Origin of the sequence: Mogibacterium neglectum (genome assembly GCF_030644205.1) — a bacterium.
Classification (GTDB): domain Bacteria; phylum Bacillota; class Clostridia; order Peptostreptococcales; family Anaerovoracaceae; genus Mogibacterium; species Mogibacterium neglectum.
In genome coordinates, this window is the sequence record NZ_CP128647.1 from 1,266,292 (window position 1) to 1,293,152 (window position 26,861).

The 26,861-nt window shown below is 45.4% G+C and carries 21 protein-coding genes and 1 tRNA gene; 3 read left to right on the plus strand and 19 right to left on the minus strand.

Annotated elements, in window-relative coordinates:
* Positions 1-12 precede the first annotated feature (12 nt).
* The 15 genes from tsaA to QU661_RS06000 all read right to left on the minus strand — a co-directional run bounded on the left by tsaA (position 13) and on the right by QU661_RS06000 (position 17,981).
* The gene (gene tsaA / locus QU661_RS05930) at positions 13-714 is read right to left on the minus strand and encodes a tRNA (N6-threonylcarbamoyladenosine(37)-N6)-methyltransferase TrmO (RefSeq protein WP_304989338.1); all 702 of its coding nucleotides are present in this window, start codon (positions 712-714) and stop codon (positions 13-15) included.
* Between the two features lie 94 nt (positions 715-808).
* Complete coding sequence (locus QU661_RS05935; protein WP_304989339.1) at positions 809-1,495, minus strand: nitroreductase family protein; 687 nt, start codon at positions 1,493-1,495, stop codon at positions 809-811.
* 38 nt (positions 1,496-1,533) lie between these two features.
* Positions 1,534-4,719, minus strand: a complete 3,186-nt coding sequence (gene carB, locus QU661_RS05940) for a carbamoyl-phosphate synthase large subunit (RefSeq protein ID WP_304989340.1) — start codon at positions 4,717-4,719, stop codon at positions 1,534-1,536.
* Positions 4,720-5,018: 299 nt separating this feature from the next.
* Positions 5,019-6,410: a radical SAM/SPASM domain-containing protein gene (locus QU661_RS05945; protein WP_304989341.1), complete on the minus strand. Its 1,392-nt coding sequence runs from the start codon at positions 6,408-6,410 to the stop codon at positions 5,019-5,021.
* Positions 6,411-6,593: 183 nt separating this feature from the next.
* Positions 6,594-7,340 carry a 16S rRNA (uracil(1498)-N(3))-methyltransferase gene (locus tag QU661_RS05950; RefSeq protein WP_304989342.1) on the minus strand — a complete coding sequence of 249 codons (747 nt, stop codon included), beginning with the start codon at positions 7,338-7,340 and terminating at the stop codon, positions 6,594-6,596.
* 111 nt (positions 7,341-7,451) lie between these two features.
* Entirely contained in the window at positions 7,452-9,377 is a 1,926-nt protein-coding gene (locus QU661_RS05955; protein ID WP_304989343.1) for a DUF2207 domain-containing protein, read from the minus strand.
* 86 nt (positions 9,378-9,463) lie between these two features.
* A complete protein-coding gene (locus QU661_RS05960) occupies positions 9,464-9,643 on the minus strand; it encodes a helix-turn-helix domain-containing protein (RefSeq protein WP_273280600.1) in 180 nt (59 codons plus the stop codon).
* A gap of 116 nt (positions 9,644-9,759) precedes the next feature.
* A tRNA-Glu gene (locus tag QU661_RS05965) sits at positions 9,760-9,834 on the minus strand.
* 115 nt (positions 9,835-9,949) lie between these two features.
* Positions 9,950-10,954: a hydrogenase expression/formation protein HypE gene (gene hypE, locus QU661_RS05970; RefSeq protein WP_304989344.1), complete on the minus strand. Its 1,005-nt coding sequence runs from the start codon at positions 10,952-10,954 to the stop codon at positions 9,950-9,952.
* Positions 10,939-12,009: a hydrogenase formation protein HypD gene (hypD, locus tag QU661_RS05975; RefSeq protein WP_330692430.1), complete on the minus strand. Its 1,071-nt coding sequence runs from the start codon at positions 12,007-12,009 to the stop codon at positions 10,939-10,941. The genes hypE and hypD overlap by 16 nt, the downstream gene beginning before the upstream one ends.
* Complete coding sequence (locus tag QU661_RS05980; RefSeq protein ID WP_304989345.1) at positions 11,999-12,214, minus strand: HypC/HybG/HupF family hydrogenase formation chaperone; 216 nt, start codon at positions 12,212-12,214, stop codon at positions 11,999-12,001. The genes hypD and QU661_RS05980 overlap by 11 nt, the downstream gene beginning before the upstream one ends.
* A gap of 65 nt (positions 12,215-12,279) precedes the next feature.
* Positions 12,280-14,700, minus strand: coding sequence for a carbamoyltransferase HypF (locus QU661_RS05985; protein ID WP_304989346.1), 2,421 nt, complete (start codon positions 14,698-14,700; stop codon positions 12,280-12,282).
* Positions 14,701-14,720: 20 nt separating this feature from the next.
* Entirely contained in the window at positions 14,721-15,953 is a 1,233-nt protein-coding gene (locus tag QU661_RS05990; RefSeq protein WP_304989347.1) for a nitrogenase component 1, read from the minus strand.
* Positions 15,940-17,229 (minus strand): nitrogenase component 1, encoded by a 1,290-nt coding sequence (locus QU661_RS05995; protein ID WP_304989348.1) that lies wholly within the window; start codon positions 17,227-17,229, stop codon positions 15,940-15,942. The genes QU661_RS05990 and QU661_RS05995 overlap by 14 nt, the downstream gene beginning before the upstream one ends.
* A complete protein-coding gene (locus tag QU661_RS06000) occupies positions 17,229-17,981 on the minus strand; it encodes a nitrogenase iron protein NifH (RefSeq protein WP_304989349.1) in 753 nt (250 codons plus the stop codon). The genes QU661_RS05995 and QU661_RS06000 overlap by 1 nt, the downstream gene beginning before the upstream one ends.
* A 274-nt stretch (positions 17,982-18,255) precedes the next feature.
* Between QU661_RS06000 and QU661_RS06005 the strand changes: the two genes are divergently transcribed.
* The 3 genes from QU661_RS06005 to QU661_RS06015 are packed head-to-tail and all read left to right on the plus strand — an operon-like array spanning position 18,256 to position 21,633.
* Positions 18,256-19,005 (plus strand): nucleotide-binding protein, encoded by a 750-nt coding sequence (locus QU661_RS06005; protein WP_304989350.1) that lies wholly within the window; start codon positions 18,256-18,258, stop codon positions 19,003-19,005.
* A 1-nt stretch (position 19,006) separates the two neighbouring features.
* Entirely contained in the window at positions 19,007-20,332 is a 1,326-nt protein-coding gene (locus tag QU661_RS06010; RefSeq protein WP_304989351.1) for a nitrogenase component 1, read from the plus strand.
* On the plus strand, positions 20,329-21,633 hold the full coding sequence (locus tag QU661_RS06015; protein ID WP_304989352.1) for a nitrogenase component 1: 1,305 nt from the start codon (positions 20,329-20,331) through the stop codon (positions 21,631-21,633). The genes QU661_RS06010 and QU661_RS06015 overlap by 4 nt, the downstream gene beginning before the upstream one ends.
* Before the next feature lie 175 nt (positions 21,634-21,808).
* Here the strand turns inward: QU661_RS06015 and glpK are convergent, their stop codons facing one another.
* Genes glpK through QU661_RS06035 form a run of 4 tightly spaced genes read right to left on the minus strand, consistent with a single transcriptional unit; the run spans position 21,809 to position 26,834 of the window.
* Positions 21,809-23,311, minus strand: a complete 1,503-nt coding sequence (gene glpK, locus QU661_RS06020; protein WP_304989353.1) for a glycerol kinase GlpK — start codon at positions 23,309-23,311, stop codon at positions 21,809-21,811.
* 18 nt (positions 23,312-23,329) lie between these two features.
* On the minus strand, positions 23,330-24,487 hold the full coding sequence (hemW, locus tag QU661_RS06025; RefSeq protein ID WP_304989354.1) for a radical SAM family heme chaperone HemW: 1,158 nt from the start codon (positions 24,485-24,487) through the stop codon (positions 23,330-23,332).
* Positions 24,474-26,282 (minus strand): translation elongation factor 4, encoded by a 1,809-nt coding sequence (gene lepA / locus QU661_RS06030; RefSeq protein WP_304989355.1) that lies wholly within the window; start codon positions 26,280-26,282, stop codon positions 24,474-24,476. Before lepA ends, hemW begins: the two co-directional genes overlap by 14 nt.
* Positions 26,283-26,312: 30 nt before the next feature.
* Entirely contained in the window at positions 26,313-26,834 is a 522-nt protein-coding gene (locus QU661_RS06035) for a DUF1836 domain-containing protein (protein ID WP_304989356.1), read from the minus strand.
* Positions 26,835-26,861 lie beyond the last annotated feature (27 nt).

Genomic DNA, 26,861 nt, shown 5'->3' on the forward strand with positions numbered 1-26,861 from the left:
TTATCAGTGGCTTTAAAGCTTCTTCACCGATGTGACAACCAACTTTCCGCCTTGAAACTCAAACTCTATATCCACGTTTGCAAACGCCATCTTACAAGGCTTTACAGATTCTCTATCATATGCATCACGTGGATCAAGTTCAAGAATCCTCATGAGTGGCGCGCGAAACTCTTCATCTACTTTTGAAAGTAAATTCTCTGGAAATTCCACATCTATCGCAGTGTCGACACCATGTGCAAACCCTTTATCTGCATCTGTGATGATATCACTATATGGGACATACGGCTTGATGTCGTATATAGGCGTTCCGTCAAGGAGATCTGCTCCTTCAACGATAAGGCTGAGCTTACCACTCACATTTCTTATCTCAAGTAGCTTAACTGCGGACATGCCAAGTGAGTTCGGTCTATATGGCGACCTTGTGGCAAATACCCCCTTACGTATATCTCCGCCAAGTCGAGGGGGTCTCACAGTCGGTTTCCACGCTGGGTTCTTCACATTCATATCTATCTTGTTACGTGAGAATCCCCAAATTAGCCAAATGTGAGAGAACTCTTCGAGTCCTCTCACAGCGTCTGGATTATTAAATTCGTCGCCGAAGACTATCTCCGACTTCAGACCTTGTACGAGCCTCGGCTGCCTCGGTATACCGTACTTCTGCTTGAATGCAGATTTAATGACGGCAATCTTGCGAATCTCATGTATATCGTTCATAATCCTATCCTATAACTAATGTATCATGCGGTTAGAAGCATTAGATTTTTGATGCACTTAATTATATTTCGAATTGCAACATATGCGCGTATCACTATGCCCAAACGAACTCCTTTGGCGATGCTCCAATTTCGAAATGGTACTTCACTATACCAACATCGAGCTTAGTGAACTTTCCAAATCCTGATTTTATCTTGACTCTATCCCCACTTATCGCAAAAGTAAATTTCTGCCTATTCATGGCTGTAGGTGCTAAAAGCGCCATCTCTACACCCTTCTTGAACCACTCAGGTGTGTCCTCGTATCTTGAGATCCTTGAAGACTTGCCATCGAACACATCCTCTGGCTTCTTAGATTTTCTGATAGACCCCATAGTCTGTCCATATCCAAGAGCGATTACGGCAACTATCTTCTCATCGTGCCCAACGTCGATGACCTCCTTGACCTTCTTGTACGTTCCGCCGACCCAGCAAGTGTTTAACCCATGTTGCATGCAGCGAATCACTAACTTCTCACCGTAGTACCCCGCCTTGTCATCGAGGTCATCGCGCCTCCTGCCGACTACGGTGATGTAATTTTTGACGTTAGAAAATTTTCCGTATTTTGCAAGTAAACTCGAGAACGCCTTTGGCTCATCCTGTATAAGCTGGAAATGCATGTCTCCCTCGCGGTTACACTGCTGAATCATGACCTTGAGGTCTTCTACCGCCTTCGTGTCAATAGGCCTATCCTCGTAAGCACGCACGGAGTGTCTCATCTTTACACACTCTCTTATGTTCATAGCTCCCTCCTCTGCTTGAATAATAACTAATTATAACACTAAGCATCGATTGTGGACACCTTAAATGTTATATCATCTAGTGCCTTTAGCAGTACTCTCACGGTATCAAGTGAAGTGAGCGTAGTCACGCTATTTTCAGCTGCACACTTTCTGATGCGACTACCCATGGAGTTCGCATCTACGGATCTGATATCTCCGATATTAATCACGTAAGTAACGTAACCCTGTCTGAACTCATCCATTACTGCATCCAGACTATTATCTGTATGCTCGAAGCTTCTGGTCTTAACACCGTTATTTTTCAGGAACTGTGCCGTACCCTCTGTCGCTTCGATGTTGAATCCTAGATCGTAGAAGCCTCTGATTAGAGGAAGTGCATCCTCCTTAGACTCGTCGTTGATCGATGCAAATACCGTTCCGTAATTCTGCATCCTCATGCCTGCCGCCTGCATGGCCTTGTAAAAAGCACGCATCATATCATCATCATACCCGATGGCTTCGCCAGTTGATTTCATCTCAGGCGATAGTCTTATATCCATTCCAGAGAGCTTTGCGAATGAGAACGCTGGCACCTTTACATACCATCTCTTCTTCTCGAGCGGCTTCACACCCTTGAACCCTTGCTCCTCTAAGCTGATTCCGAGCATTACCTTGGATGCGATATCTGCAAGGTTGTATCCGGTAGCCTTGGAAAGGAATGGGACGGTTCTCGAGGATCTTGGATTTACCTCGATTATATACACATTTTCAGAAGAATCGACAATGAATTGGATGTTGAATAGCCCGCGAATACCTATTCCGAGACCCAGCTTCTCTGTGTAATCCCTAATAGTCTCCTTGACATCCTCTGAGATGGAGCATGGTGGGTAGATACTAATCGAGTCTCCAGAGTGAACACCTGTACGTTCAACGAGCTCCATGATGCCTGGGATAAATACATCTGTACCATCGCAGATCGCATCCACCTCGATTTCCTTCCCGCGGATATAGTGGTCAACGAGCACTGGTTTATCTTCGTCGATTTCCACGGCTGTTCTCAGGTACTGTCTGAGCTGAGTCTCGTCCGCAACAATTCTCATCGCTCTACCGCCAAGCACGAAGCTTGGTCTAACAAGTACCGGATAACCTATCTCCTTAGCAACTTCGCAACCTTCATCTATGTCAGTGACTGCTTTTCCTTCTGGCTTAGCGATACCGAGCTTCTGGAGCAGTTTATCGAACTCATCTCTATCCTCGGCAGCGTTGATTGCTGCACAGTCAGTTCCGATAATCTTTACACCCCTTTCATCGAGAGCATTCGCAAGGTTCACAGCTGTCTGTCCTCCTAGCGAAACGATTACACCATCTGGTTTCTCGAGTCTTAGGATATTCATAACATCCTCGACACAAAGTGGCTCAAAGTAGAGCTTATCTGCAGTCGTGTAGTCTGTCGAAACTGTCTCAGGGTTGTTATTTATGATTATAGCCTCACAGCCCTGACTGCGGAGAGTCTTTACCGCCTGAACTGTCGAGTAATCGAACTCAATGCCCTGCCCGATTCGGATTGGCCCCGAACCTAGAACTACAATCTTCCTCTTGCCAGAATTCCTAGTTATCTTGGTCTCACTTCCGTCAAAGGTCGAATAAAAGTATGGCACATATGCATCCTTCGATCCTGCACACGAATCTATCATCTTGTACTCTGGGAATAGCTCGACTGCCTCGCGTAGCTTCCATACCTGCTCTTCTGTTACATTCCAAAGCCTTGCAATTTCAACATCTGAAAATCCGTACTGCTTGGCTATCCTCAGTCTTGCGACGTCGTTTTTATTAGCTTTCAGTTCGTTCTCAATTGAGATAATATTCTCGAACATCTCTATAAAATACTCATTTATAGAGGTTAGTTCACATATCTCCGACTTACTCACTCCTCTTCTTAGAAGCTCTGCTATTGCAAAAATTCTATCGTCGCGGCCCTCAGTTATATACTCCTTCATCTCATCAGTATCCCAAGTATCGAACTTCTCCATGTAGATGTGAGATACACCAATCTCAAGGGAGCGAACGGCTTTGAGTATACTCTCTTCGAGATTCATACCGATGCTCATAACTTCTCCAGTAGCCTTCATCTGCGTTCCTAGCTTATTATCTGCATCTGCAAACTTGTCGAACGGGAACCTAGACACCTTGCTCACAACATAGTCAACGGCAGGTTCTACCGAAGCTGGCTGGTCTATAATCTCAATCTCATCCAGTGTCATACCGACTGCTATTTTGGCCGTAATTCTTGCGATTGGATATCCACTTGCCTTGGATGCAAGTGCGGATGAACGAGACACTCTTGGGTTTACCTCGATTAAATAATATTCGGACGAATTTGGATTAAGAGCGAACTGCACGTTGCAGCCACCCTCTATCTGAAGTGCGCGGATAATTTTAAGCGCACTAGTCTTAAGCATCTCTTTGTCTTCTTTGCTTACAGTCTGTGTTGGGCATATTACTATCGAGTCGCCTGTGTGTACTCCAACTGGATCGAGGTTTTCCATATCACAGACTGCAATTGCTGTGTCACTTCCATCTCTCATTACCTCGTACTCTATCTCCTTGAAGCCCTTGATACTCTTCTCAATCAATACCTGGTGGGTTGGGGATATTGAGAGCGCACGTTTGAGAAGTTCTTTAAATTCTTCTTCATTATATGCAAATCCACCACCTGTGCCACCGAGAGTGAACGCCGGGCGGAGAACCACAGGAAAACCAATATCTTTTGCAATCTCAAGTCCATGCTCTTCGCTATTTGCAATGTCGGATTGGATTACAGGTTCTCCAAGTTCTTCGCAAAGTTCTTTAAAAAGCTCTCTATCTTCAGCTCGTTCAATACTATTACTCTTGGTTCCGAGGAGTTCAACACGGCACTCTTTAAGTACACCCTTCTTCTCAAGCTGCATCGCAAGGTTTAGTCCGGTCTGTCCACCGATTCCAGGTAAAATAGCGTCAGGTCTTTCGTATCTGATAATCCTTGCTAGGTATTCGAGGGTTAACGGTTCCATGTACACCTTATCTGCCATAGATGTATCCGTCATGATAGTCGCAGGATTGGAGTTGCAAAGCACCACTTCATATCCCTCTTCCCTGAGCGCGATACATGCCTGTGTGCCAGCGTAGTCAAACTCTGCTGCCTGACCGATTACGATTGGACCTGATCCGATAACCAGAATTTTATTGATGTCATTTCTTTTTGCCATTTTTTCACCTTTCCTGCTTTCTACATCCTACAAAGATTTTAAAAAAAGACTTCGATCATTGGAATAATAAATCCAATGTCGAAGTCTTAATCTACGTTATTATATTCAAGATACAAGTCGCGAAACATTCGCCTCTCCATCTATCTACCTCTTTCTGCGAGTTACTATATCTAAACCTTAAGCATTTTAGCATACTCAAATAATTTGTCTAGAGGTATATTAAAATTTTCTGCAAAAAAACATTTTAGAAACAATTTAGAAAAGCAATGTATCCTCACGTATATTTGATGTGTAAACTGTTAATGCACTCCCTTATTATGTTTTCTATGGCTCCAAATCGCTTCGGCAGTTGCATTCCATTGCTTAGCATATGGTTTACACTTATTTTCAAGATGTTCAGCACTTTCAGGTGAAATCATATCTGTTGAATGTGCACCTGAATCATTTACCATCTCGGAAAGTCTGCCAGGATTCTCGAGCATTGGGCAAGGCTTTAGATGATTGCTGTTAAATGGCTGATTATGGTGATATGCCATGAACAGCGGTTTCTTAAGAGCTTCCATTATAGTATCCTTGCGAATATTCGAATCAGAATAATGTATAAACACGCATGGTTCCATATCACCTGCCGAATTGATATGGAAGTAATTGCGTCCACCTGCGATGCATCCGCCAATGTACTCCCCGTCATTTTGGAAGTCAATAGCAAACATGTTATTAGCATAATCCTTAGATCTAATGATGTGAACTTTATCCATCACATGTTTACGCTGTGACGCAGTCGGCATCAAACTTGGATCTGCATCATTACCAACAGGCATGTAATGGAAGTACCAAGCTAGTTTACACCCATGTTCTCTAAGCATCATAATGAATTCATCGTCAGTTACATACTTGTAGTTTACACTCGTATAACAAATAGATACTCCATATAACAAATGATGTTTCTGCAACAACTTCATTGAATCCATAACTCTCTTATACACACCTTTTCCACGGCGAGAATCTGTTGACTCTTCGGTACCCTCAATGCTAATTGCAAAGGAAATATTTCCTACACGTTGAACTTCTTTACAAAACTTTTCATCAATAAGAGTTCCGTTCGTAAAAATATGGAATTCACTATCATTGAATTCTTCCGCAAGTTTTATAATATCGTCCTTGCGTACAAGTGGCTCCCCACCCGTGAGAATGTACATATATGTCCCAATATCATTACCTTGCTTAATAATACTAGCCATTTCATCATAACTAAGGTTATTCTTATGACCATATTCGGCTGCCCAGCATCCTGTGCACTTAAGGTTACACGCCGATGTTGGATCAAACAATATTGCCCACGGAATATTGCAATTCTCTTCACGCTGCAATTTGCATCTCTTTTTATTGCCCTTGTATGCCGCATTGAATCCGACGTTAGAAACAAAGTGTTTGATTACATTCTCATCTACGTCGTTTACCATATCGGTTGCAAATGAAACCCAGCTTGAGTTGGGATCTGCAAACTCACGCCTGATATTCTCGATAGCTTTCTTACCACTATTTTCCTGTTCGCTTTTAGGCATCATATATTTATCTATAATACCGACGATATCAAGCATACCTTCTCTAGGATTCTTCTTAATCTTTTTGAATCCTATATCAACAGCTTTATTAAATGCAGCTAATGTTGCTTTCTCTCTAAGTGTCATAACAACCTCCTTCCGTAAACTGCTTAAGTAGTCTTCTTTAACACCTATTGTAGGACTTTATAATTTTTTTTGCAAATATACTGATTCATATATTGCATAAAACGCAATGCAAAAACTCTCGGGCATTATGCCAGCGAGAGTCTTGCAATATAATTAAATACAAATATTCCAATTCAAACTTGCTTATTTGTTCAGTTCCAGCGCATAACTCACCGCAGACAGTACATACATAGGGGCTGTTTCAGCACGCATAATGCGTGGTCCAAGCCCTGCGCAGACTGCCCCAGCCTGCGTAAAAGTGTCGATTTCCTTATCTGTGATTCCGCCTTCTGGTCCGAAGATAAAAAGCAGCTTATCTCCAGCTGATACTTCTGAAAGAGCATTGGCGAGAACAGACTTCTCTCCATCCTTTGCCGCTTCCTCGTATGCTACGAAAACCTTATCGTAATCAGCGAAGCTATCTACAAAACTCTTCTTGTTAGCAACAAAATTTATGCTAGGAACTATATTGCGCTTACTCTGCTCAGCAGCGCCCTGAACTACCTTATCAAGCTTTTCTGCCAATTTAGCCAGCTTCTTATCGTCCCATTTCACTATCGATCTCTCCGCTGGAAATCCGCATATCTCTGTTGCTCCTAGTTCGGTTGCCTTCTGAGCGATGGTCGCAAATTTATCGCCTTTAGGAAAACCGCATGCGATAGTAATGTGAACTGGTAGCTCAACATTTTCGTCTAGCTCTTCTACGATGCGCATAGTTCTGCTCTCTGCATCTAAAACTTCTGCAAGCCTCTTGATGCCATCTGGGAACACGAGAACCACTTCATCGCCAGCTCTAAGTCTCATGACCTGGAACATGTGCTTGATTGTATCCTTGTCCGTTATCTCAATAGTTTCAGCGCTAGGGCTGCCGTATATAAAATACTGCTGCATTGCTGCTCCTTTAGTATATTAGTGTTATTAGTTAAAGCCGTTTCGAATCGTCATTCTGTAACTTAGGAATAATCGATTTAGGTGCAGTGCGTATATATTGGAAGGCAAGGTTTACCAGCCACCGCCTCCGCCGCCACCAGAGCCGCCACCGACCGATCCGCCGCCGCCAGAGCTGAGACCGCCGCTGACATCTGCGTACAATGCCGATGATACTCTAGAAAACGCACTAGATTGAACATGATGAATCATAATATCCATATTTATAAGGTCGTACATGTCTCCGCCTAACGCACTGTATCCAATATGTCCAGCTAGAGTCTTAGGTTCAAACTTCTTCGCCCAGGTGTCGGTAAGCCCAAATACATAGGCATACGGAAGCACGTCGTAGAAATACGCTGGATTTTCCTCAACAAGGGCATTTATTCTATCCACCTCTGCTGTAGCGATAAATTCTTTGAAGCCGATAATCTCACCATAAAGCTTGGCACTATCCTTAGTTCTCTTGAGGAATCCTAGTAGAATCAATGGTACAGCCAATGTGTATACAGCTATTGCAGCTAGAGAATAAATCGTCATCTCACCGCCCGCCATCTTGTACAAAAACAATAACATAAACGATGATATCGCCAGATAGATAATTCCCCAGAACGCAAAAGATGTAACACTTCTTAAACCGCTTCTCGTCCTATGAAAATGATACTCTCTACACATCCTCTTAACAGGCAATCTCCAAAATGCATCAAGAATCACCGAACCACCATATACGAATATCAAAATTCGCCAGCCGGGTAGGTAAAACTCTCTATACATAGAAAGTGCGATTAGCATACCTCCTATTATGCAGCTAATGATAGCTGCAATCTCTTCATTTTTCTGCGATTTCTTAGAGAATATAGATTTGTTGTCAGTGTACTCTTCAACGATCACCTTTCTAATCAGTTCACATTCTTTGCCTATGCGTTTGCTCGCTTCCTCTAGGCTCACTACCTTGCCAAGCGTGCCCTTCTTCGTGCTTCCAAATATAGTTTTGTAAAAAGTAACGGTAATCGGTGGTTCGTCATATACGTCGGGAATCCGGAGGCTCTCGAATTGATATTTCCCCTTCTTGTATTCCTCAATCGAGATATAGCCCTTGGATGCCAAGTAAAAGAACATCGATGTGATATCCCTCTTATTTACTGCTTCGTCGACCAGATATCCGATTTCTCCAGGCGGAACACCTTTTGGCGGCTTGAACGTAACAGGCGCAACAATCGGGTGCTCTTTTTCGTTCAAAACCCTAAGCACGATAAGTATAATGACGCCGAGAATTGCTACTATTACGGTCGCATAGTTCACCCAGTACTTGCTAGGCGCTTTGTACCAGTAACCTTTTGGAGTATCTACGAGCAATGTTGCGCCATTATTCGCAGGCAAATTCTGAACGTTGTATTCGATTATATTTCTCTTCTTGTTGTAATTCCACGTCCCGTACATATTGTAGGTGCTTTTATGTGGCCCACTATATCCTTTCATGCCGCTATAAGGAAAATGCTGTGGCAGACTCACAGAAACTGAAGCCGACTTGATATCTGTTGCCCATTCCGACGGAAGCACATCCACATATATATCGTTCGGATTATTCTTGCGCTCGTAATTAGCGAGCGTATAGATGATGGTGTACTCTTTAATACCTGTAACAGTCTTCTTTTTATCACCAATTTTAATCTGCATATGCTCAGCTTTGTACAGATTCTTAATCCTATATTTATCCCCATCTACGGATACGTCTTTGATCTTGTATCCCTTGCCGAAAGGAATGTTTCTAACTATACCGTGCTTTGGGTCGGTGAAATTCACCTTAATCTTCTCTACGACTACGTATGAATAGTCATTTCTAACATCCACAGTCACATTGTAACTAAGGGTAGAATATCCAACGCCCGTGTCGACATCTCCTGAACTGAAATATCTTGTTAGGCCTGAAATAAGCCATATTGTAGCTAGTAAACCGATAGATACTATGATTGCTATGCGATCATTTCGTTTTTTGTCCATTAGTTGTTCCTGTTGTTATTGTTTAAAGGATTAATAACCAACATGAAATCATGAGGTTAAACTGCCTATGAAATGCGAGTGTGCTATTAATTCACTTCAGCTTTGGAATCTTCAATCACAGCTCGCTCTAGTAGCTCAAGAACGTATACGGGAGCTTGCCTGCGCCCACTCTCCCAATCTTGAATTGTTCTTACTGGGATGTTATATTTCTCTCCAAATGCCGCTTGCGATAAGCCGAGAAGCTTACGCATCTCCTTTAGTTCCATTATCATTATCTCCTCTTTTATGTAACTCTTATAGAATAACTTAATGATACAACATGTGGGGTGAATGTGTAAGGGTATAAAAAAACCTTGAGCTCTAGCTCAAGGTTTTTTACTATTGGTACCGCATCCGGGAATCGAACCCGAGATTCAGCCGTGAGAGGGCTGCGTCTTAACCTCTTGACCAATGCGGCATAAATATTCGTGTCACGATTGCGACACGAATTAGTATACATAATATACCAGAACTTGTCTAGTACTTTTTTCTTTTAACTAAGATTTTTCGATTTAACTAGTTTATCAATTCTGCTAGCAAATCCTCGGCAGCAGCTCTCCGCTTGGAGGTGGTAGCAGCGTTTCAGTGCCTATTTCCGTGGTCATCACAACGTGACCAGGCATCTCTTTAGTCACCTCGCCTATTACCACCGCACCCTCTGTATGCTCGGAGCTGTGCAGTGCCGCGAGTACAGCGTCAGCGGATTTTGCAGGGACGAACATAACCAGTCTGCCTTCGCAAGCGAGATAAAGTGGCTCTAGCCCGAGCATGCCCGTGACACCAGCGACTTCAGGATTCACAGGAATTGACTCAGTATCGAGCTTGATTCCGACATCACTCTGGTCAGCAATCTCATAGAGTACAGTCCCAACTCCGCCGCGCGTCGCATCCCTTATAACGTGGATGTCTGGATCAGCTTCAAGTGCAGCATTTACAGCATTCCAGAGTGGCGCACAATCACTCGTCACATTCGCCTCCATGCCGAATCTGTCCCTCTCGAGCAGAATCGTACAGCCGTGACGGCCAACGTCTCCAGTCACGATGATCTTGTCACCAGGTTCAGCATTTGCACCAGCTGGATTAACGCCTTCCAGTATCTCGCCTACGCCAGTAGTCGTGATAAATACTCCATCCACCTGCCCTTTGCCAGCAACCTTGGTATCGCCAGATACGATTGAAACACCTACCTCATGAGCCGTCTCAGCCATCGCCTTAGCGATGCGGTCCAGCTTCACAACTGGGAAGCCTTCCTCTATTACAAACGCACAAGAGATATAGAGTGGCTTTGCGCCCATGCACGCGAGGTCATTTACCGTGCCGCATATCGAGAGCTTTCCGATGTTACCGCCAGGGAATTCTGCAGGCGATACGATAAACCCGTCCGTGGACATCGCCATCCTCCCAGCTGGAGGTGGCACCACGGCTGCATCGTCCGCTGTTAGGTATTTGTTGTCGAAATATTTCTTGAAAATCCCACCGATCAGGTCATTCGTCTGCTTTCCACCCGCACCGTGCGCGAGGGTTATTGTTTGTTCCATATGTCGCCTCCGTATTTGTAAAATGCCGAACATGCGCCTTCACCAGAAACCATGCATGCACCTATCGGATGTTCCGGTGTACAGCCCTTACCGAACACCTTGCAGTCGTAAGGCTTGCATTTGCCGAGAAGCACATCTCCGCATCTACATGCCGGGTTTGGCTTACCTTCTATATCCGGAAGGTCAAACTTGAACCTCGCATCGTAATCACGATACTTTGGCTTTAGTTCGACACCCGATTTCTCTATTACACCGAGTCCACGCCATTCTGCATCGCAAGGCTCCATCACTGTCTCGACAAGCTTTCTAGCCGCAGGGCTACCTTCTTCAGTTACTACTGCTGGGTAGCAATTTACTGCAAAAGGCTTTTTCTCCGCCACCTTCTTGATGATCACCGCAAGTGCCGTCAGTATCTCGGATCCCGAGAAACCGGCGACTACTCCGGATATTCCGTGTTCATCGCGGAGTTTGTAGTATTCCTCCATACCAGTCATCGTGCTCACGTGACCTGGATACAGGAAAGCATCTACACTGCCCTTGAGCGCAAGATAAGCGTTATACATCGTCTTGTTAGCAGTCAATATCGAGAAATTCTTGATGCCCTGTGCCTTCGCTTCACGCACCGCCATAACGCTTCCCGGTGTTGTCGTTTCAAATCCGACCGCCAGAAATACGACCTGCTCGTCCGGATGCTCCTTGGCATACTCGAGCGAGTCGAGCGGTGAGTATACAACATTGACCTTCGCACCCTTGCTGCGAGCTCCAGCAAGGCTCATCTCCGTTCCCGGAACTCTGATTAAGTCTCCAAAAGTCGTGATAGTTGCCTGCTTATCCAGTGCAAGCATCACCGCTTCATCGATGTAAGAAACCGGTGTTACGCAGACAGGACATCCTGGACCCGAGATAAGTTCGATGTTATCAGGCAGAAGTCTCCTTATTCCAAGTCTAAAAATCTCATGCGTATGAGTTCCACAGACTTCCATAATTCGCAGCTTCGGGCCGTCGTAGGAAGTGACAATGTCGCGAGCTTTTTTTGTACTCTCGTTAATTGTCATTTAGCTCCTCCATGACCTTATCTGCCTCTTCCTCTTCATCTGCTGCAACCCTTGCAATAGCAAGACCTGCGTGCACCATCACATAATCTCCAGGAGCGAGGTCTGAAATCAGCTCCGCAGAAACCTTTCTCTTAACGCCGCCAGCATCGATGACAGCCATATTATTCTCTATATTAGCAACCTTTGCTCTCAATCCCACGCACATATGTGCACCTCCGTCATTTTCTAATCTCTATGTATTTTATACCCATGTACAGTAATATTGATGTACTATTTATTGTTCTTCGCTTCAAGCGCTGCTATTCCTGCAGCCGCCTGGCCGATTGCTATGCCGCCGTCGTTTGTCGGTACGACTCCGTGCTTCAGCACTTTGAAGCCTTCTCGTTCAAGTCCATCATCCACTAGCTTTAGAAGTAGTAGGTTTTGGAATACTCCGCCTGATAGGGCAACAACGTTCACTTCACACCTTGTACGCTGGTAGCAGCACGCGATTACGATCATGTCTGCCAGCGCTTTATGGAAGAAGTATGCCAGCTGGTCAGTATCTTGATCTGCCAGACTCCTTGCAGCTAGTTCCATGAGCAAGGTGTCTGTGCACAGTTCGAACTGCTCTTCGTCGATATTCATCAGCCTGCCCTCGTAAGGCGCTAGGCTTATTCCTTGTGCTTCGGCGCGTTCAGCTGCAAACTGGAGCGCCATCGAGGCCTCGCCTTCGAAGGTGCTGGCTGACTTTATGCCGAGCACTGCGCTTACTGCGTCAAAGAGGCGGCCTGCGCTTGTTGACTTCACTGTATTTATATTATTTCCGAGCATGAAGTCGATGCTCTGCCTGCCCTTCTCGTCTCCGAGTCCGAGTGTCTCTCCTATGCGGTTGGCCGCCTCGCTTCCGAGCGCTGTGCTAATCATGGAGTATGCGATTCGCCATCCCTCCCTAGAGGCGATATCTCCGCCAGCATGTATAAACGGCGCTATACTGCCGACACGCTCGTAGCCTTTCTCATCGCCAAGCAAGAATTCGCCGCCCCAGATAGTCCCATCTGGACCGTATCCAGTTCCGTCAAAAGTCACTCCCAGAGCTGTTCCATCGTATTCGTTCTCTGCCATGCACGATACCATGTGTGCATGATGATGCTGCACTTCCATAACTGGAACACCTTCTCTCTCTGCAATCACCCTAGCCATCTCACTCGTGTTATAGCCTGGGTGCATATCTCCCACTATTATATCTGGATGAATCTCTAGTAGCCTTTCCATACGAGTTGTCGCTGCTTCAAGTGCTCTCACACTTCTCATATCCGCCATATCGCCTATGTATGGTGATGGATAAAAAAGCCCCTTATCTCCTAGGCAAAATGCATTCTTTAACTCTCCACCTATTCCGAGCACCGCATGGGGGCTTTCACTCTTCGCTACTATTGGAAGCGGAGAATACCCTCTAGACCTTCTGATCATATAAGGCTTGCTTCTGTAAAATGCCATAACCGTATCATCCGCTCTTATCCGTATGTCCCTAGAGTTAGAAAGTATGATATCGCACATCGGCGATAGATACTTAAGCGCTTCCTCATCGTTCATGCATATCGGAGCTCCAGATGGATTTCCGCTAGTCATAACCAGCACATCAGATATTGGCTCATCATCAGGATAATCGAAGAGGAGCATATGAACTGGTGTATATGGCAGCATCACCCCTAAATTTGGATTGTTAGGTGCTACGGATGCTGCGATTCTTAATCTATGCCGTATCTGGCTGTTGGTCTTAATTTCTTCCTGTATATTGGAATCAAGCTCTGCCGACTCAGCTGAATCGTGACGTCTAGGAATCAGTATTATCGGCTTCTGCGGGCCGGTAAGCAGAGGCTCCATCTCTGGCTCCAGCCTGCATTCGCGCCCGACCACTTCGAGATCCCGCATCATCACTGCAAACGGCTTCATCGGGCGCGCCTTCAGCTGTCTGAGGCGCTGGACCGCTGCTTCGTTCGCGGCGTCGCAGCAGAGGTGGAAACCACCGATCCCCTTGATGGCGGCTATGCCGCCATTCCTGATTACAGCCCTAGTTTCAAGAAGCGCCGCCGCGCCATATACACCCTCGTGGCGCCCAGTATCAGATGCTTCGCCCACGAGGGTGTAGAGCTCCGGCCCGCAGTCGTTACAGCATACAGGCTGAGCATGGTAGCGTCTCGAATCCATATCGGTATATTCATCACTGCAGGCCTCGCACATCGGAAAACCAGCCATGCTGGTTTTCTCTCGGTCGTATGGCATCGAGTCGAGAATAGTTAAACGCGGACCGCACTGAGTACAGTTTATAAACGGATGGAGATACCTCCTGTTATTCTTATCAAACAGCTCCCTTGCGCAATCCGGGCAAGTTGCTATGTCAGGCGATACGAATATCTGCCCATCCTCATGCTTGCTATCTACAATCTCGAAACCTGATGGAGCTTCTATATCCAGAGGATAATCCATAACCTTAACCTTGACGATTGCAGACCGCTCTGGCGCTTCTGCTTCTATGGCATGTACAAAATCGCCTATTACGGACTCATCTGCTCTTGCGATTATCTCAACGTAAGAGCCCTTGTTACAGACACTTCCAGATATGCCATATCTATCCGCAAGTCTGCTCACAAAGGGTCTAAAGCCAACGCCCTGAACTATTCCATAAATCCTAATTAATCTACATACCAATTGCAATCACCAATATCTATCTATTTCACTACATCTCCGGCTTTCTGCCAGTATTCTTCATCTGAGCTCGATGAGTACAGAGAAGCCGAGATTGCGAAATGAGGAAGACTGAGGAAAGTACCCTTCCATCCAGGAAGCGCCCTCTTGATTAGCGGATCACCCATCACCATATCGTACCCTTCTGCATCTACGAGCTTCATGAGCTCATCCTCTTCATTTAACTTAGCATCATGCTCCTGACGAACCTCTTTGCTCATCATGAACCAGCTCGCAACATCTATGCGCTCTAGTGGCTTATCCTCGGAAGCACCTATAAGCACGTCTCTAAGCGAATTTGCAAAAACCTGCTGATGCACTATCAGCACCTTCCGAGGCTCGTGCCCCATGACCTTGCGAGAGAACTCATCCGCACAATCCTGCGGCAGAGGATAACATATCTCATATGGTACGCCATACTTGTCCGATAACCATCTCGCGGGCTTTACACCGCCAGGAGATACGACGATATTTCTATCCACATGTGCAGCAGCAGCCACATCTTCTAGCGTATCATTCATGCCATAGATAACTGGGTTATCCACGCCCTGCTCGCTAAGTGCAGTCACCATATCTTCGTAGTCGCCGCTTCCAGGGGTGTCGAGCGGCGTAAAGCCTAGTACTCCAACTCTTTCGGAAGCATTACTCTTATCAATCTTACCTAAATCACCTAGCTTGCCCAGTTTTCCTAGCTTTTCTAGATCTTCCAAGCTAATTGCTTTTTGCTCAAGACTGCCATTTGCGATAAATCTCGCTCCTGAGCCGCCCTCTTCATGCAAGTAGTTCTTGAGTATCTGTAGAAACGCCCTGCTAACACCTTCGTCATACATGTCGATTCCATTAGTTTCAACAGGTACAACTGGCACCTCGTAGTCAGTCTCCATTAGGCGCTTTAGCGCTCTATAGTCAGTAGCGATAACGGCTGGTACAGGTGTCCCGATTAGGCCGACGAATTTAGCGTCTATGTCTCCGAGTGCTTCCTTTGTCTTCTGAATGAGAAGCTTGTCACGGCCGAGAATCGCATCTAGATCACGAAGAGCTGCGCTAAATATCGCGCTCTTTTTCTTATCCCAACGCGGCTCATCGTATCCGCAGATATTTCCAACGCAGCCACCAGCATCCATGATTATCAGCATACCGCCGTAGTGAAACAGCACAGAGACCGCACCAGACTGGTCTGGCGTAAATGGCGATAGATACTTTCTAAGCCCTTTCATCAGCGAGCCTCCTCTCTATAGCCTCTACAAAGTGTACAAGTCCCTTGTATCCAAACGGCTGGATTTCGTTATTCCAGTGCACATTTATCGACTCTGGATAGTAGAACTGTGCATCTATACCGATTGAAATATCAACCTTTTCCGAACCATCGTAGTTCATCATTGTCGGTGACATAGTCGAGTACACCTTGAGGTCTGGGTTGTAACTAGCTAGTTCTCTGATAAAAGGAAAGTCATCTTCGCTTATATTCGCAAACGCCGACTTAACGCGTAGTCCCAGCTTCTCGAGCGCTAGCGCCATCTCAATTGAGTTTCCATTTACAACCTGTCCTATTGCAAATGTCTTTCCTTCACACAGCTGCTGAAGTCTTAGGCACGCATCGCTAGCCTCACAGAAGTATTCCGAATCATCAATTTCTACTCCGAGAGCCGAAGCGAACAACGCATATTGACGCTTGATTCTATCTATTTCATATACTCTAGTCAGCTCCACGTAAGGGATTCCGAGCTTTGACTCAAGTGTGAATGCTGCCTTTCTAGCCTCTGGATGAAGTATGATATTGAAATCTGCTCCGCCCATATCCATGTATTCTTCGAGGGTTTCTTTTCTCCCTACCTCGTGTATGGTCTTGATTCCCATCTGACCGAGGATGTCATAAAGGTCTGAATCGTCCTCTAGATGTGTAAAATTACCGAGCAAATTAACGGTCCCGCCTGTCGGCTTTCTCTTCTCAAGCAGCGAGTAAATCGCTTCTCTTACAGCTACCATCGGTGAGTTCTTGCCCTCGCGCATAAGCGCATACATATATGTAGGAACGACGTGAATTCCCGTGCGCTCCTCTGCCTTTCTACAGACACGCTCTAGGTCAGTTCCGAGAAGCGCATCGACGCATGTGATGCAAATAACCACAACCTTAGGCTTCACTTCACAGACTTCATAAATCTCCTCGATAGCCTGCGGTATATCGGATAGATGTCTGCCTGTGACGAGGTCATTTTCACTCATCTGAAGGAAAAACATCCTCTCGCTATATCCGCCTTCGTCCGCCAAAATCGTGGTATTACGGCCACAGCAAGCTGGCGCAACCACGAGCATTACCGATTCCGGTATGACTACTCCTGCTCTCTTAACGCCAAATCCCTGTGCACCTGGTGAGTTGTACATCAAGGTCGCCGGTGAGCTATACACGAGATGCTCGTTGCTCACTAGCTCGGTCGGAATACTGCCAGCCTCAGCGAGCGCTCCTATTGTCGTGAAATAAGTGTCTCTCGCCATTACGAATTCTCCTTGATCAGGTAGTCTGCCAGTGCAAAGAACCTCTTTGCGATATCCGACTCAGGATTACCCTCGATTACGGTCTTACCCTGATCCTCCCAGTCGATGATTTCCTGACTGCGAGGGATCTCTCCTACGATTGGTATTCCAGCATCATCTGCAAATGCCTGCACCTTCTCCGTCTCATTCTCGACGTTGCGATGATTGAGGACCACTCCCTTTACCTTGGCATAACCGCGGTCCGCAAAATTATCTACAGCCGTCTTAATATTATTTGCCGCATAGAGAGCCATCTTTTCACCCGAAGTTACGATGAGTATATCCTCTGCAAAGCCTTCTCTGATAGGCGCAGCAAACCCTCCACAGACTACGTCCCCGAGCACGTCATAAAGGACTACATCAGGATTGAATCTGCCAAAAACATCTAGATCATCTATTAGATTAAAAGTTGAGATGATACCTCTACCCGCACATCCGATGCCCGGTGTAGGTCCCCCAGTCTCGATACATTCAACTCCTCCAAATCCAGTTTTAACCATCTCGTCAATAGTCGGTTCATCGTCGTTATCCCTCATGAAGTTCATAACCGGAATCAGCGGATTGCCACCGAGAAGGTTGATCGTCGAATCAGCCTTTGGATCACATCCAATCTGAACCACCTTATATCCCTTAACTGCAAAGGCTGCTGCGAGATTCGCAGTCACTGTCGATTTTCCGATACCACCTTTACCATATATTGCTACCTTAATCATTTATCCCCCTACACAAAAAGACTTCAAACCACACAGGTAGAAGTCTCCGAAAACAAATTCATACCACTCGGGACACCTTGTGGTTGGTCTTCATTTAATTAATTAAAATTATACTATCGTAACAGATTGTACGCAATAAAAGGTATTTTAATCACAATCGTTTACATTTTTTTGAGTGACTGATAAAATATTTTAAATACATTTTCTCTCTTTATACCTAACAAAAAGGTGTAAATTGGTGAGGTGAAATTTATTTTTTAGGAAGTATTTCTCAATGAAAAGAATTGCAATATACGGTAAAGGCGGAATTGGAAAATCCACTACCGTCTCTAATATGTCTGCAGCACTCGCTGGAAAAGGCTATACGGTCATGCAGATTGGTTGCGATCCAAAGGCTGATTCCACGATTAGTCTTCGTCAAGGTATGGAGCTCACTCCAGTTCTCGATACTTACAGGGATAAAATCAAGGACATTCAGCTTGAAGATATGTATACCATCGGCTATAACGGTGTTATCTGCGTGGAAGCTGGCGGTCCAACTCCTGGCATTGGCTGCGCTGGACGAGGCGTTGCTAAGGCGCTGGATCTGCTCAAGCAAAAGAATTTCGAAGAAGTGCTCCATCCCGATGTCGTCTTCTACGATGTGCTCGGAGACGTAGTATGTGGCGGTTTCTCCATGCCATTAAGAAAAAACTATGCTGACAACGTATACGTGATTTCATCCGGGGAACAGATGGCGATATATGCGGCGATGAATCTCGGTCTAGCGATGGAGAATTTTAAACGCCGAGGTCACAACGGGCTATCTGGAATAATTGCTAACAAGCGCAATGTTAATGGTGAAGACGAGAAGCTTCAGACCCTTAGCGAAGACCTCGAATGTCCGATAGTCGGAACTATCGAGCACAGCATGGTGGTAAAAAGAGCGTCTGACGATGCTCTCACAGTTACCGAAGCTTTTCCGGATGACCCGATGGTTGACGTATATATGAAGATAGCGATGGAGATTATAAACAGGGACTAATATGCTGATTGATTTACACAAACCCGATATTAATAAAGCGAAGGTGAAGCTTGGGGACCTCGATACCCTTGCTCCTTTTCCGCGCAAACTTGAATACTCATGTCCTTCTCGCGGTGGCTGGACTATCGCGCATACACCGATGATTATTCCTGGCTCGCACATGATATACATCGGAGCGTCAGCCTGTCTGCGCGGCGTAGTTCTCTCAGCTGCCGAGTATGAGGGACTTGATAGATTTTCGATGGTGCTCATTGAGGAGAAGGATATTTTGAGTGGTAACATGGAAGAACTTTTTATCGAGGGTGTTACCGACATCCTGAATAAACTGGATTATAAACCTACGTGTGTACTCCCTTTTACAGGCTGCATTCACTACTTCCTTGCCACGGATATCGAATATATATATGACGAGCTTTCGGCTCGCTTTCCAGACATCGACTTCATCTCTTCGCAGATGACGCCGACCATGAAGATAAATGACCACACACCTGAAGAGGATATGTGCCGCTCGATGTACCTATGCATCGAGGAACAGCCTCTTAATGATAAGGTCGTTAATTTCATCGGCGATAGTTTTCCGATTGATAAGTCTGGCGATCATATGAAGCTACTACATGATAACGGTTTTCGCACCCACGACCTCGCTTCAATCAATGATTACGATGAGTACAAGGCCATGGGAGAGAGTTTTCTCAATATCTACTCCCTTCCAGTTGCAAAGTGGTCAACTGAGTGCCTTGAGGAGAGACTCGGTCAAAAGAGCCTGTATATGCCGTACACTTACGACTATGATGAGATTGACCGTGATATGAGTGCGCTTTCTCAGGTTATTGGAGCTCCTACTCCTGATTTTGCATCACTTCGGGCAGAAGCTGATGAAGCCCTAGGAGATGCACTTTCTGTAATCGGAGATGCACAGATTGCTATAGATTTCATGAGCACACCGCGTTTCTTGAGCCTTGCAAAACTCCTGCTCTCACGCGGTTTTAATGTGACAGAAATATATGGCGATGCTCTAACACCAGATAGCAAGCCAGACCTTGAGTGGTTAAAGCAGAATTATCCAGATATTCCGCTAATTGCTACTCAGGATTTTCGTGCTCGTTTCTATCCAAGAGATGAAGCTACAGATGGCAAGCTGCTCGCAATAGGTCAGAAGGCTGCGTATTTTACAGGTACTAACCACTTTGTAAATCTAATAGCCAATAACGGCTGGTATGGATATGACGCCATTAAAAAGCTCGCAGCAGAAATGATCGATGCGTTTAACAACGAAAAAGACACTAAGTCCATAATTCAGGTTAAGGCTTGGGGGTGCTCGGCATGAAACAAGTAGCAAGAGTTTTATCCACCTATTCAGCTGACCTATTCGGCATCTGCTCCGTACTCTATGAGTTGGGCGGTCTCGTTGTAATGCACGATGCATCCGGCTGTAATTCAACATACAACACACACGATGAGCCGCGTTGGTATGATATAGAGAGCATGATTTACATATCTGGACTCATTGAAAATGACGTAATTCTCGGAAACGACGAGAAGCTCATAGGCGACGTAATTGAGGCGGCAGATGAAACTAATCCTAAATTCATCGCTATCTCCGCTGCACTGATTCCACTCTTTATGAGCACTGACATGAAGGGAATAGCCCGCATCATCGAAAAACGCACTGGAATACCGACATTTGGATTTACGACTAATGCGATGGATACTTATGTGCTAGGCGGCAATATGGTCTACCGTGAATTTCTAGATAAATTCTGCCCTGCCCTTGATAGCAGCCAAAACACAGCTGACTCGTCCTCCATATCTGTAAATCTCCTCGGCGTAACTCCACTCGACTTCTCGATAGTCGGAAACGTTGAGGCTCTAAAGGAGTATTTTAAAGACCGCGGCATCGAGGTCAATTGCTGCATGACGATGGGCTGCACTCTTTCTGAAATGGCAAAGGCATACAAAGCTGATGTCAATGTTATCTGCTCATCTATGGCACTTGACGGTGCGAGAATACTTCATGATAAGTACGGAACCCCTGCAGTTCTGGGACTGCCTATGGGAAAGTCTGCTTGCCATGAACTTGAAAAGCTTATAAGAGAATCTGCCGTTGATGGTAAATCGAGAGCGCTTGGTTCATCAGGCGAGCTAAGCAGTATTCCTGCGCTCGAGCATCCGAAATCTAGCTATGCACTTAGAGATAGAGCCAAGGGTGGCACCTGGATTATCGGAGAAGCGATTAATGCAGCTGGTATTCGCTACACGCTGGAGCATGACCTCAAGCTAAGTGATGTTCACATACTCTGCCCTACTCAAGTAGATGCTCATATGCTTAGAGATGGCGATGTTATGGTGCGCGACGAAGCTGACATAGAGAAGGTGCTAAAGGATGCAAAATGCGTAATTGCAGATCCTATCTATATACGAATTCTGACGAGAAATGAAAGTGGTAATTTACCGCACTTTATAAATATTCCTCATGAAGCTTATTCTGGCAGAATGTACAGGAGTCATATCCCGACCTTCATCGGAGCAGGCTTCACAGATTGGCTGACTTCTAAGGTCAATGCTGATCAGGATTCCATCGGTATCAACGACATAATGCGGATAAATGTGCCATACAAAAAGGGATAAACGCTTGGAGAAACAAAGTAATATGAGAAAAAGGCTTTTGATTGACTTGCTGTAGTACTATCATTATCACTTTCTGGGTGCGGTAAGTCTGAGAAGAAAGCAGGACTTACAAATAAAGATATAATCGGCATATGCAGTGCACCGCTCCAAATGTTCTTACTGACACATATATGACTTAGAATTCCTCATCCTCTGCCAGCGCAAGCACAGCATCAACAGCTCTATGCCATTTAGCCTTAGCACGCTGCCTATCCTCATCTTCAATCGCTGGATAGAATTCTTTGTCAATATCTTTAATCTCTATGATATCCTCAATCGACTTATAATATCCTGAAGCAAGTCCTGCTAGATATGCAGCTCCAAGTGAAGTCGATTCAATTGACTTATGACGGACTATATGGATGTCCGAGATATCTGCCTGATTTTGCATCAAGAAATTATTGAGTGAGGCTCCACCATCTACCTTAAGGTCGGTAATCTTTCTTCCGAGATCCTTCTCCATCGCCTTGATCAGATCATCACTCTGAAAAGCAATTGACTCAAGTGTCGCCCTAACCACGTGCTCCTTCTTGGTGGATCGCTTGATTCCGAGAATCGCTCCCCTAGCATCTGGCTCCCAGTAAGGTGCTCCAAGTCCTGTAAATGCAGGCACAACTACCACACCATCACTATCAGGAACCTTGCTAGCGAAGTTTTCCGAGATGCTCGATTTCTTAATCATCTGCAGGTTATCGCGTAGCCACTGAATAGCAGCACCACACACGAATACGGAACCTTCGAGCGCGTACTTAACCTCTCCATTTAGCCCCCAGGCGATAGTCGTGAGAAGACCGCTGCTGCTGTACACAGGCTTATTTCCAGTATTTAGAAGTAAAAAGTTTCCTGTTCCATATGTGCTCTTAATCTCACCTTCGTTAAAGCAAGCCTCACCAAAGAGTGCAGCCTGCTGATCTCCTGCAGCTCCAGTGATATGTAGCTTACCGCCAAATAATTCGAAAATAGTCTCTCCAAAGTCACCTGCACATGACACAGGTTCTGGTAGCATCGCACGCGGAATATCTAGGATAGATAGTATCTCATCATCCCAGTCGAGCGTACTTATATTGAACATCATAGTTCTGGCAGCATTTGAATAATCAGTCAGATGCTTCACTCCACCAGTCATCTTCCAGATTAGCCACGTCTCAACCGTTCCGAACAGCAGCTCACCACGCTTAGCCTTTTCCCTCGCCCCATCTACATGGTCGAGAATCCACTTTAGCTTAGTCGCACTGAAATACGCATCTATGATAAGACCTGTCTTCTCTCTAATCATATCGGAGTAACCTTGATTTCTAAGCCATTCAGCGATATCAGCAGTTCTCCTGCACTGCCATACAATCGCATTATAAATCGGTCTTCCTGTCTCTTTATCCCACACAATTGTGGTCTCACGCTGGTTGGTGATTCCGATGCAGTCGATATCTCTGTAGGTGAGACTCGCCTTGAGCAGCGCCTCCTGAGCAACCGCCATCTGTGTGGAATATATCTCCATAGCATCGTGCTCAACCCAGCCGTCGTGCGGAAAGATTTGCTTAAATTCCCTCTGCCCAACGCTTACCGCATTTCCCACTCTATCGTAGATTATGCACCTCGCACTCGTCGTACCTTCGTCGAGTGTCATGATGTATTCGCCCATCACAGCCTCCTATCTATGCTATACAAATAGCGCCATAATACTGTTGCTTATATCTATGCCTTCGTCCGTAAGCCTCATGCCATCTTCACCAATTACGAGTTTTCCTTCTCTCTCATATTCGTGGGCTTCTTCAAAGACATCGCTGTAATATTCCCAGAATTCCTCATAACTACCCAGCACATCCTCGTATCTAATTCCTTCTACCTTCCTAAGCCCTGTAAAAACAGCCTCCGCCACGTTGTCATGCTCCGAGTTCTCGTGTGCTTCAGCGGAAGGCGCAAGACCTTTACCATTGAATTCAAAATATTCATCGAGCGAGCAGACATTCATAATCCTATTGTTATCGATAAACGAAGATGCTCCGAGACCAAGTCCCAGATAAGGAGTCATCTCCCAGTACTTGAGATTGTGCCTAGATTCATAGCCATGCTTAGAGAAGTTAGAAATCTCATAGTGCTCATATCCTTTCTCTTTGAGGAACTTGGCTCCAGCGTGATACGTCGCTCTATCGATTTCATCTGAAACTTCGGTGAACTCGCCCCTTTCAAACTCCTTGAAAAATGCTGTACCTTCTTCAAGCTGTAAGCTATAGAAAGATATATGTTCAGGCTCTAGGCCCGTTACAGCTTCTATATCCATGAGCGTAGTCTCCAAGCTGCTACCTGGCACTGCAAAAATGAGGTCGAGGTTAATATTATCAAACCCTGCTTCTCTAGCATTCTGTACATCTCTTATCACGTCCCCAGCTGTGTGAATCCTGCCAAGTCGCCTTAGTATATCGTTATCCATACTCTGAACACCCATGGATAGACGGTTCACTCCAGCATTTCGGTATCCTTTTAGGCTTTCCATAGATAGTGTCGCTGGATTCGATTCAAGCGTAATCTCTGCATCACTATCTATATTAAAATTCACCCTTAGCTCAGCGATGATTCTAGCGGTCTGTTCACTCGTCAGTAGTGACGGAGTTCCGCCACCGAAGAAGATGGTATCAAAGACTCCATGTGCAAGGTCACTCATAAGTCTTGTTCTAATACGAATCTCTTCGCACAGCGCCTTCACGTAGCGCTCTCTAAGAGCTTCGTCTGAAGCCCCAGATAGGAACGCGCAGTATTTACACTTTCTGACACAGAACGGAATATGAACGTATATACCAGGATTCTTATTTGTCGTCATCGAACTTCAGAACCTCTGTAAACGCTTCCTGAGGCACTTCCACTCTTCCGAACTGCCTCATGCGTTTCTTACCTTCCTTCTGCTTCTCAAGCAGCTTCTTCTTACGCGAGATGTCTCCACCGTAGCACTTTGCGATTACGTCCTTACGGTAAGCTCTTACGGTCTCACGCGCAATTACCTTCTGCCCGATTGCCGCCTGAATTGGTACCTCAAACTGGTGCATAGGAATTAGCTTCTTGAGCTTCGCACAGATAGTACGCCCCTTTGCATATGCTTCTTCTTCAGGAACGATTGTGCTAAACGCGTCGATGAGCTCCTTGTTGAGCAGTATATCTAGCTTGACGAGCTTTGCAGCTCTGTACTCCTTAAATTCGTAGTCAAGCGAAGCGTATCCCTTTGTCTTGGATTTGAGCGCATCAAAGAAATCATAGATTACCTCGTTTAGAGGAATCTCGTAGTGTAGCTGAACTCTCGTCTCAGTCAGATACTCCATGTGCACCATATTTCCACGCCTACTCTGGCACAGCGTCATGATAGTTCCGACGTAGTCCTTAGGCGTCATGATTTCAGCCGAAACGATTGGCTCTTCTATTCTCTGAATATCAGCTGGATCAGGCAGATTCGAAGGATTCTGAACCATGATCTCCGAACCATCTTTCATAACGACCTTATAAATAACGCTTGGCAGCGTCGTGACTACATTTAAATCGAACTCTCTCTCAAGTCGCTCTATTATTACGTCCATGTGGAGCAGTCCGAGGAATCCGCAGCGATAACCGAATCCGAGCGCAGCGGAATTTTCAGACTCAAAATTGAACGCCGCATCGTTTACCTGTAGCTTCTCAAGGGCGTCCTTTACATTCTCGTATTTCTCCCCCTCTGCTGGATATACTCCGCAGTACACCATTGACTGAGCCTTCTTATAGCCCTTTAGCGGATGCTCTGTCGGCAATTTAGTCAGAGTAATTGTATCTCCGACTCTGGCATCGGCAACCTGCTTGATGCTTGCACAGATGTAGCCTACCTCTCCCGCCTTGAGTTCCTTGGATGGAAGCATGTTCGGGATACAATAGCCAACCTCAGTTACTTCGTAGTCTTTGCCAGTATTCATCATGCGGATAAAGTCACCCTTATTGACTCTACCGTCAAAAATTCTCGTATAAATAACGACACCCTTATAGCTGTCATAGTATGAGTCGAAAATTAGACCCTTTAGTCGTTCATCAGGATCACCCTCTGGTGGTGGAATAACCTCAACTAGTTTCTCGAGCATGTCATCTATGCCGAGACCTGTTTTAGCAGAAATCTGCGGTGCCTCTTCAGCATCGATTCCGATAATCTCCTCTATTTCAGCCTTTGCCTCTTCAGGTCTAGCACTGTCTAAATCCATCTTGTTAAGAACTGGGAGTATCTCGAGGTCTTCATCGAGAGCTAGATAAACGTTACCGAGCGTCTGTGCTTCTACGCCCTGAGTAGCATCCACTACCAGTACGGCACCATCGCAGGCAGCTAGGGAACGAGATACCTCGTAGTTAAAATCCACGTGTCCTGGAGTGTCGATTAGGTTTAACACGTACTCCTCTCCATCCTTTGCCTTGTAAGAGAGCCTCGTTGTCTGAAGCTTGATGGTGATGCCTCGCTCTCTCTCGATATCCATATTGTCGAGAAACTGCTCCTTCATATCCCTCGATGCAACGAGTCCAGTCTTCTCAATTAGTCTGTCAGCAAGAGTTGACTTACCATGGTCTATATGAGCAATGATACTGAAATTTCTAATTTTTTTTAAGTAATCCATATTCGTCCTTATCTTAATTTATATTAATTCTTATTTATCTTCGTCCGTCTCCGCAATAGAAGCTATGAGCTCCTTGCAAGCAAGCATATTTGCATACCCAGCCACAGCAAGCTCAAGCGCCAGCTTCGTAGCAGTTTCTTTGTCTTTGCAGCCTTTAATTTTATCCGCTACTCGCAAGTATTCATCATCTATAGTCCTACAGTACTCATCGTAGAAATGCTCTACATCCATGTGTTCCATTTCCGAACCGAGCAAAAGACCAGCTTCCTTGACGCTCATGACCTGCTTGAACAAGCAAATGGCTGTTAGATACCCTATATGTTCACGGTCGTACTTCTTACCATGAGCCCTCGGAAGGAGCGAACTCTTCATGTAGTTGTTAATCATAGCTGGCGTGAGAGTTTCCTCACCTTCACGCTCAAGCCCTATGTGCTGCCTCTTCATGTATCCGATGATTTGATCCATATATAGGTCGATATCCGGAATCTTATCCCAATTCTCAGGTCTTGAATTCTCAAGTCTTGAGACGAGCTCGTTAATTCGTTCTGACATGTAAATACCTCTCTCAAATTTATACAT

Coding starts and splice junctions, on each gene's coding strand:
- QU661_RS05960 (WP_273280600.1), bottom strand. CDS start 9,643: ATGGAACTAAAGGAGATGCGTAAGCTTCTCGGCTTATCGCAAGCGGCA.
- carB (WP_304989340.1), bottom strand. CDS start 4,719: ATGGCAAAAAGAAATGACATCAATAAAATTCTGGTTATCGGATCAGGT.
- QU661_RS05955 (WP_304989343.1), bottom strand. CDS start 9,377: ATGGACAAAAAACGAAATGATCGCATAGCAATCATAGTATCTATCGGT.
- tsaA (WP_304989338.1), bottom strand. CDS start 714: ATGAACGATATACATGAGATTCGCAAGATTGCCGTCATTAAATCTGCA.
- QU661_RS06015 (WP_304989352.1), top strand. CDS start 20,329: ATGAAACAAGTAGCAAGAGTTTTATCCACCTATTCAGCTGACCTATTC.
- QU661_RS06000 (WP_304989349.1), bottom strand. CDS start 17,981: ATGATTAAGGTAGCAATATATGGTAAAGGTGGTATCGGAAAATCGACA.
- QU661_RS05990 (WP_304989347.1), bottom strand. CDS start 15,953: ATGAAAGGGCTTAGAAAGTATCTATCGCCATTTACGCCAGACCAGTCT.
- QU661_RS05935 (WP_304989339.1), bottom strand. CDS start 1,495: ATGAACATAAGAGAGTGTGTAAAGATGAGACACTCCGTGCGTGCTTAC.
- QU661_RS06010 (WP_304989351.1), top strand. CDS start 19,007: ATGCTGATTGATTTACACAAACCCGATATTAATAAAGCGAAGGTGAAG.
- glpK (WP_304989353.1), bottom strand. CDS start 23,311: ATGGGCGAATACATCATGACACTCGACGAAGGTACGACGAGTGCGAGG.
- QU661_RS05950 (WP_304989342.1), bottom strand. CDS start 7,340: ATGCAGCAGTATTTTATATACGGCAGCCCTAGCGCTGAAACTATTGAG.
- QU661_RS05945 (WP_304989341.1), bottom strand. CDS start 6,410: ATGACACTTAGAGAGAAAGCAACATTAGCTGCATTTAATAAAGCTGTT.
- QU661_RS06035 (WP_304989356.1), bottom strand. CDS start 26,834: ATGTCAGAACGAATTAACGAGCTCGTCTCAAGACTTGAGAATTCAAGA.
- lepA (WP_304989355.1), bottom strand. CDS start 26,282: ATGGATTACTTAAAAAAAATTAGAAATTTCAGTATCATTGCTCATATA.
- hemW (WP_304989354.1), bottom strand. CDS start 24,487: ATGACGACAAATAAGAATCCTGGTATATACGTTCATATTCCGTTCTGT.
- QU661_RS05995 (WP_304989348.1), bottom strand. CDS start 17,229: ATGGCGAGAGACACTTATTTCACGACAATAGGAGCGCTCGCTGAGGCT.
- hypD (WP_330692430.1), bottom strand. CDS start 12,009: ATGACAATTAACGAGAGTACAAAAAAAGCTCGCGACATTGTCACTTCC.
- hypE (WP_304989344.1), bottom strand. CDS start 10,954: ATGGAACAAACAATAACCCTCGCGCACGGTGCGGGTGGAAAGCAGACG.
- QU661_RS05980 (WP_304989345.1), bottom strand. CDS start 12,214: ATGTGCGTGGGATTGAGAGCAAAGGTTGCTAATATAGAGAATAATATG.
- QU661_RS06005 (WP_304989350.1), top strand. CDS start 18,256: ATGAAAAGAATTGCAATATACGGTAAAGGCGGAATTGGAAAATCCACT.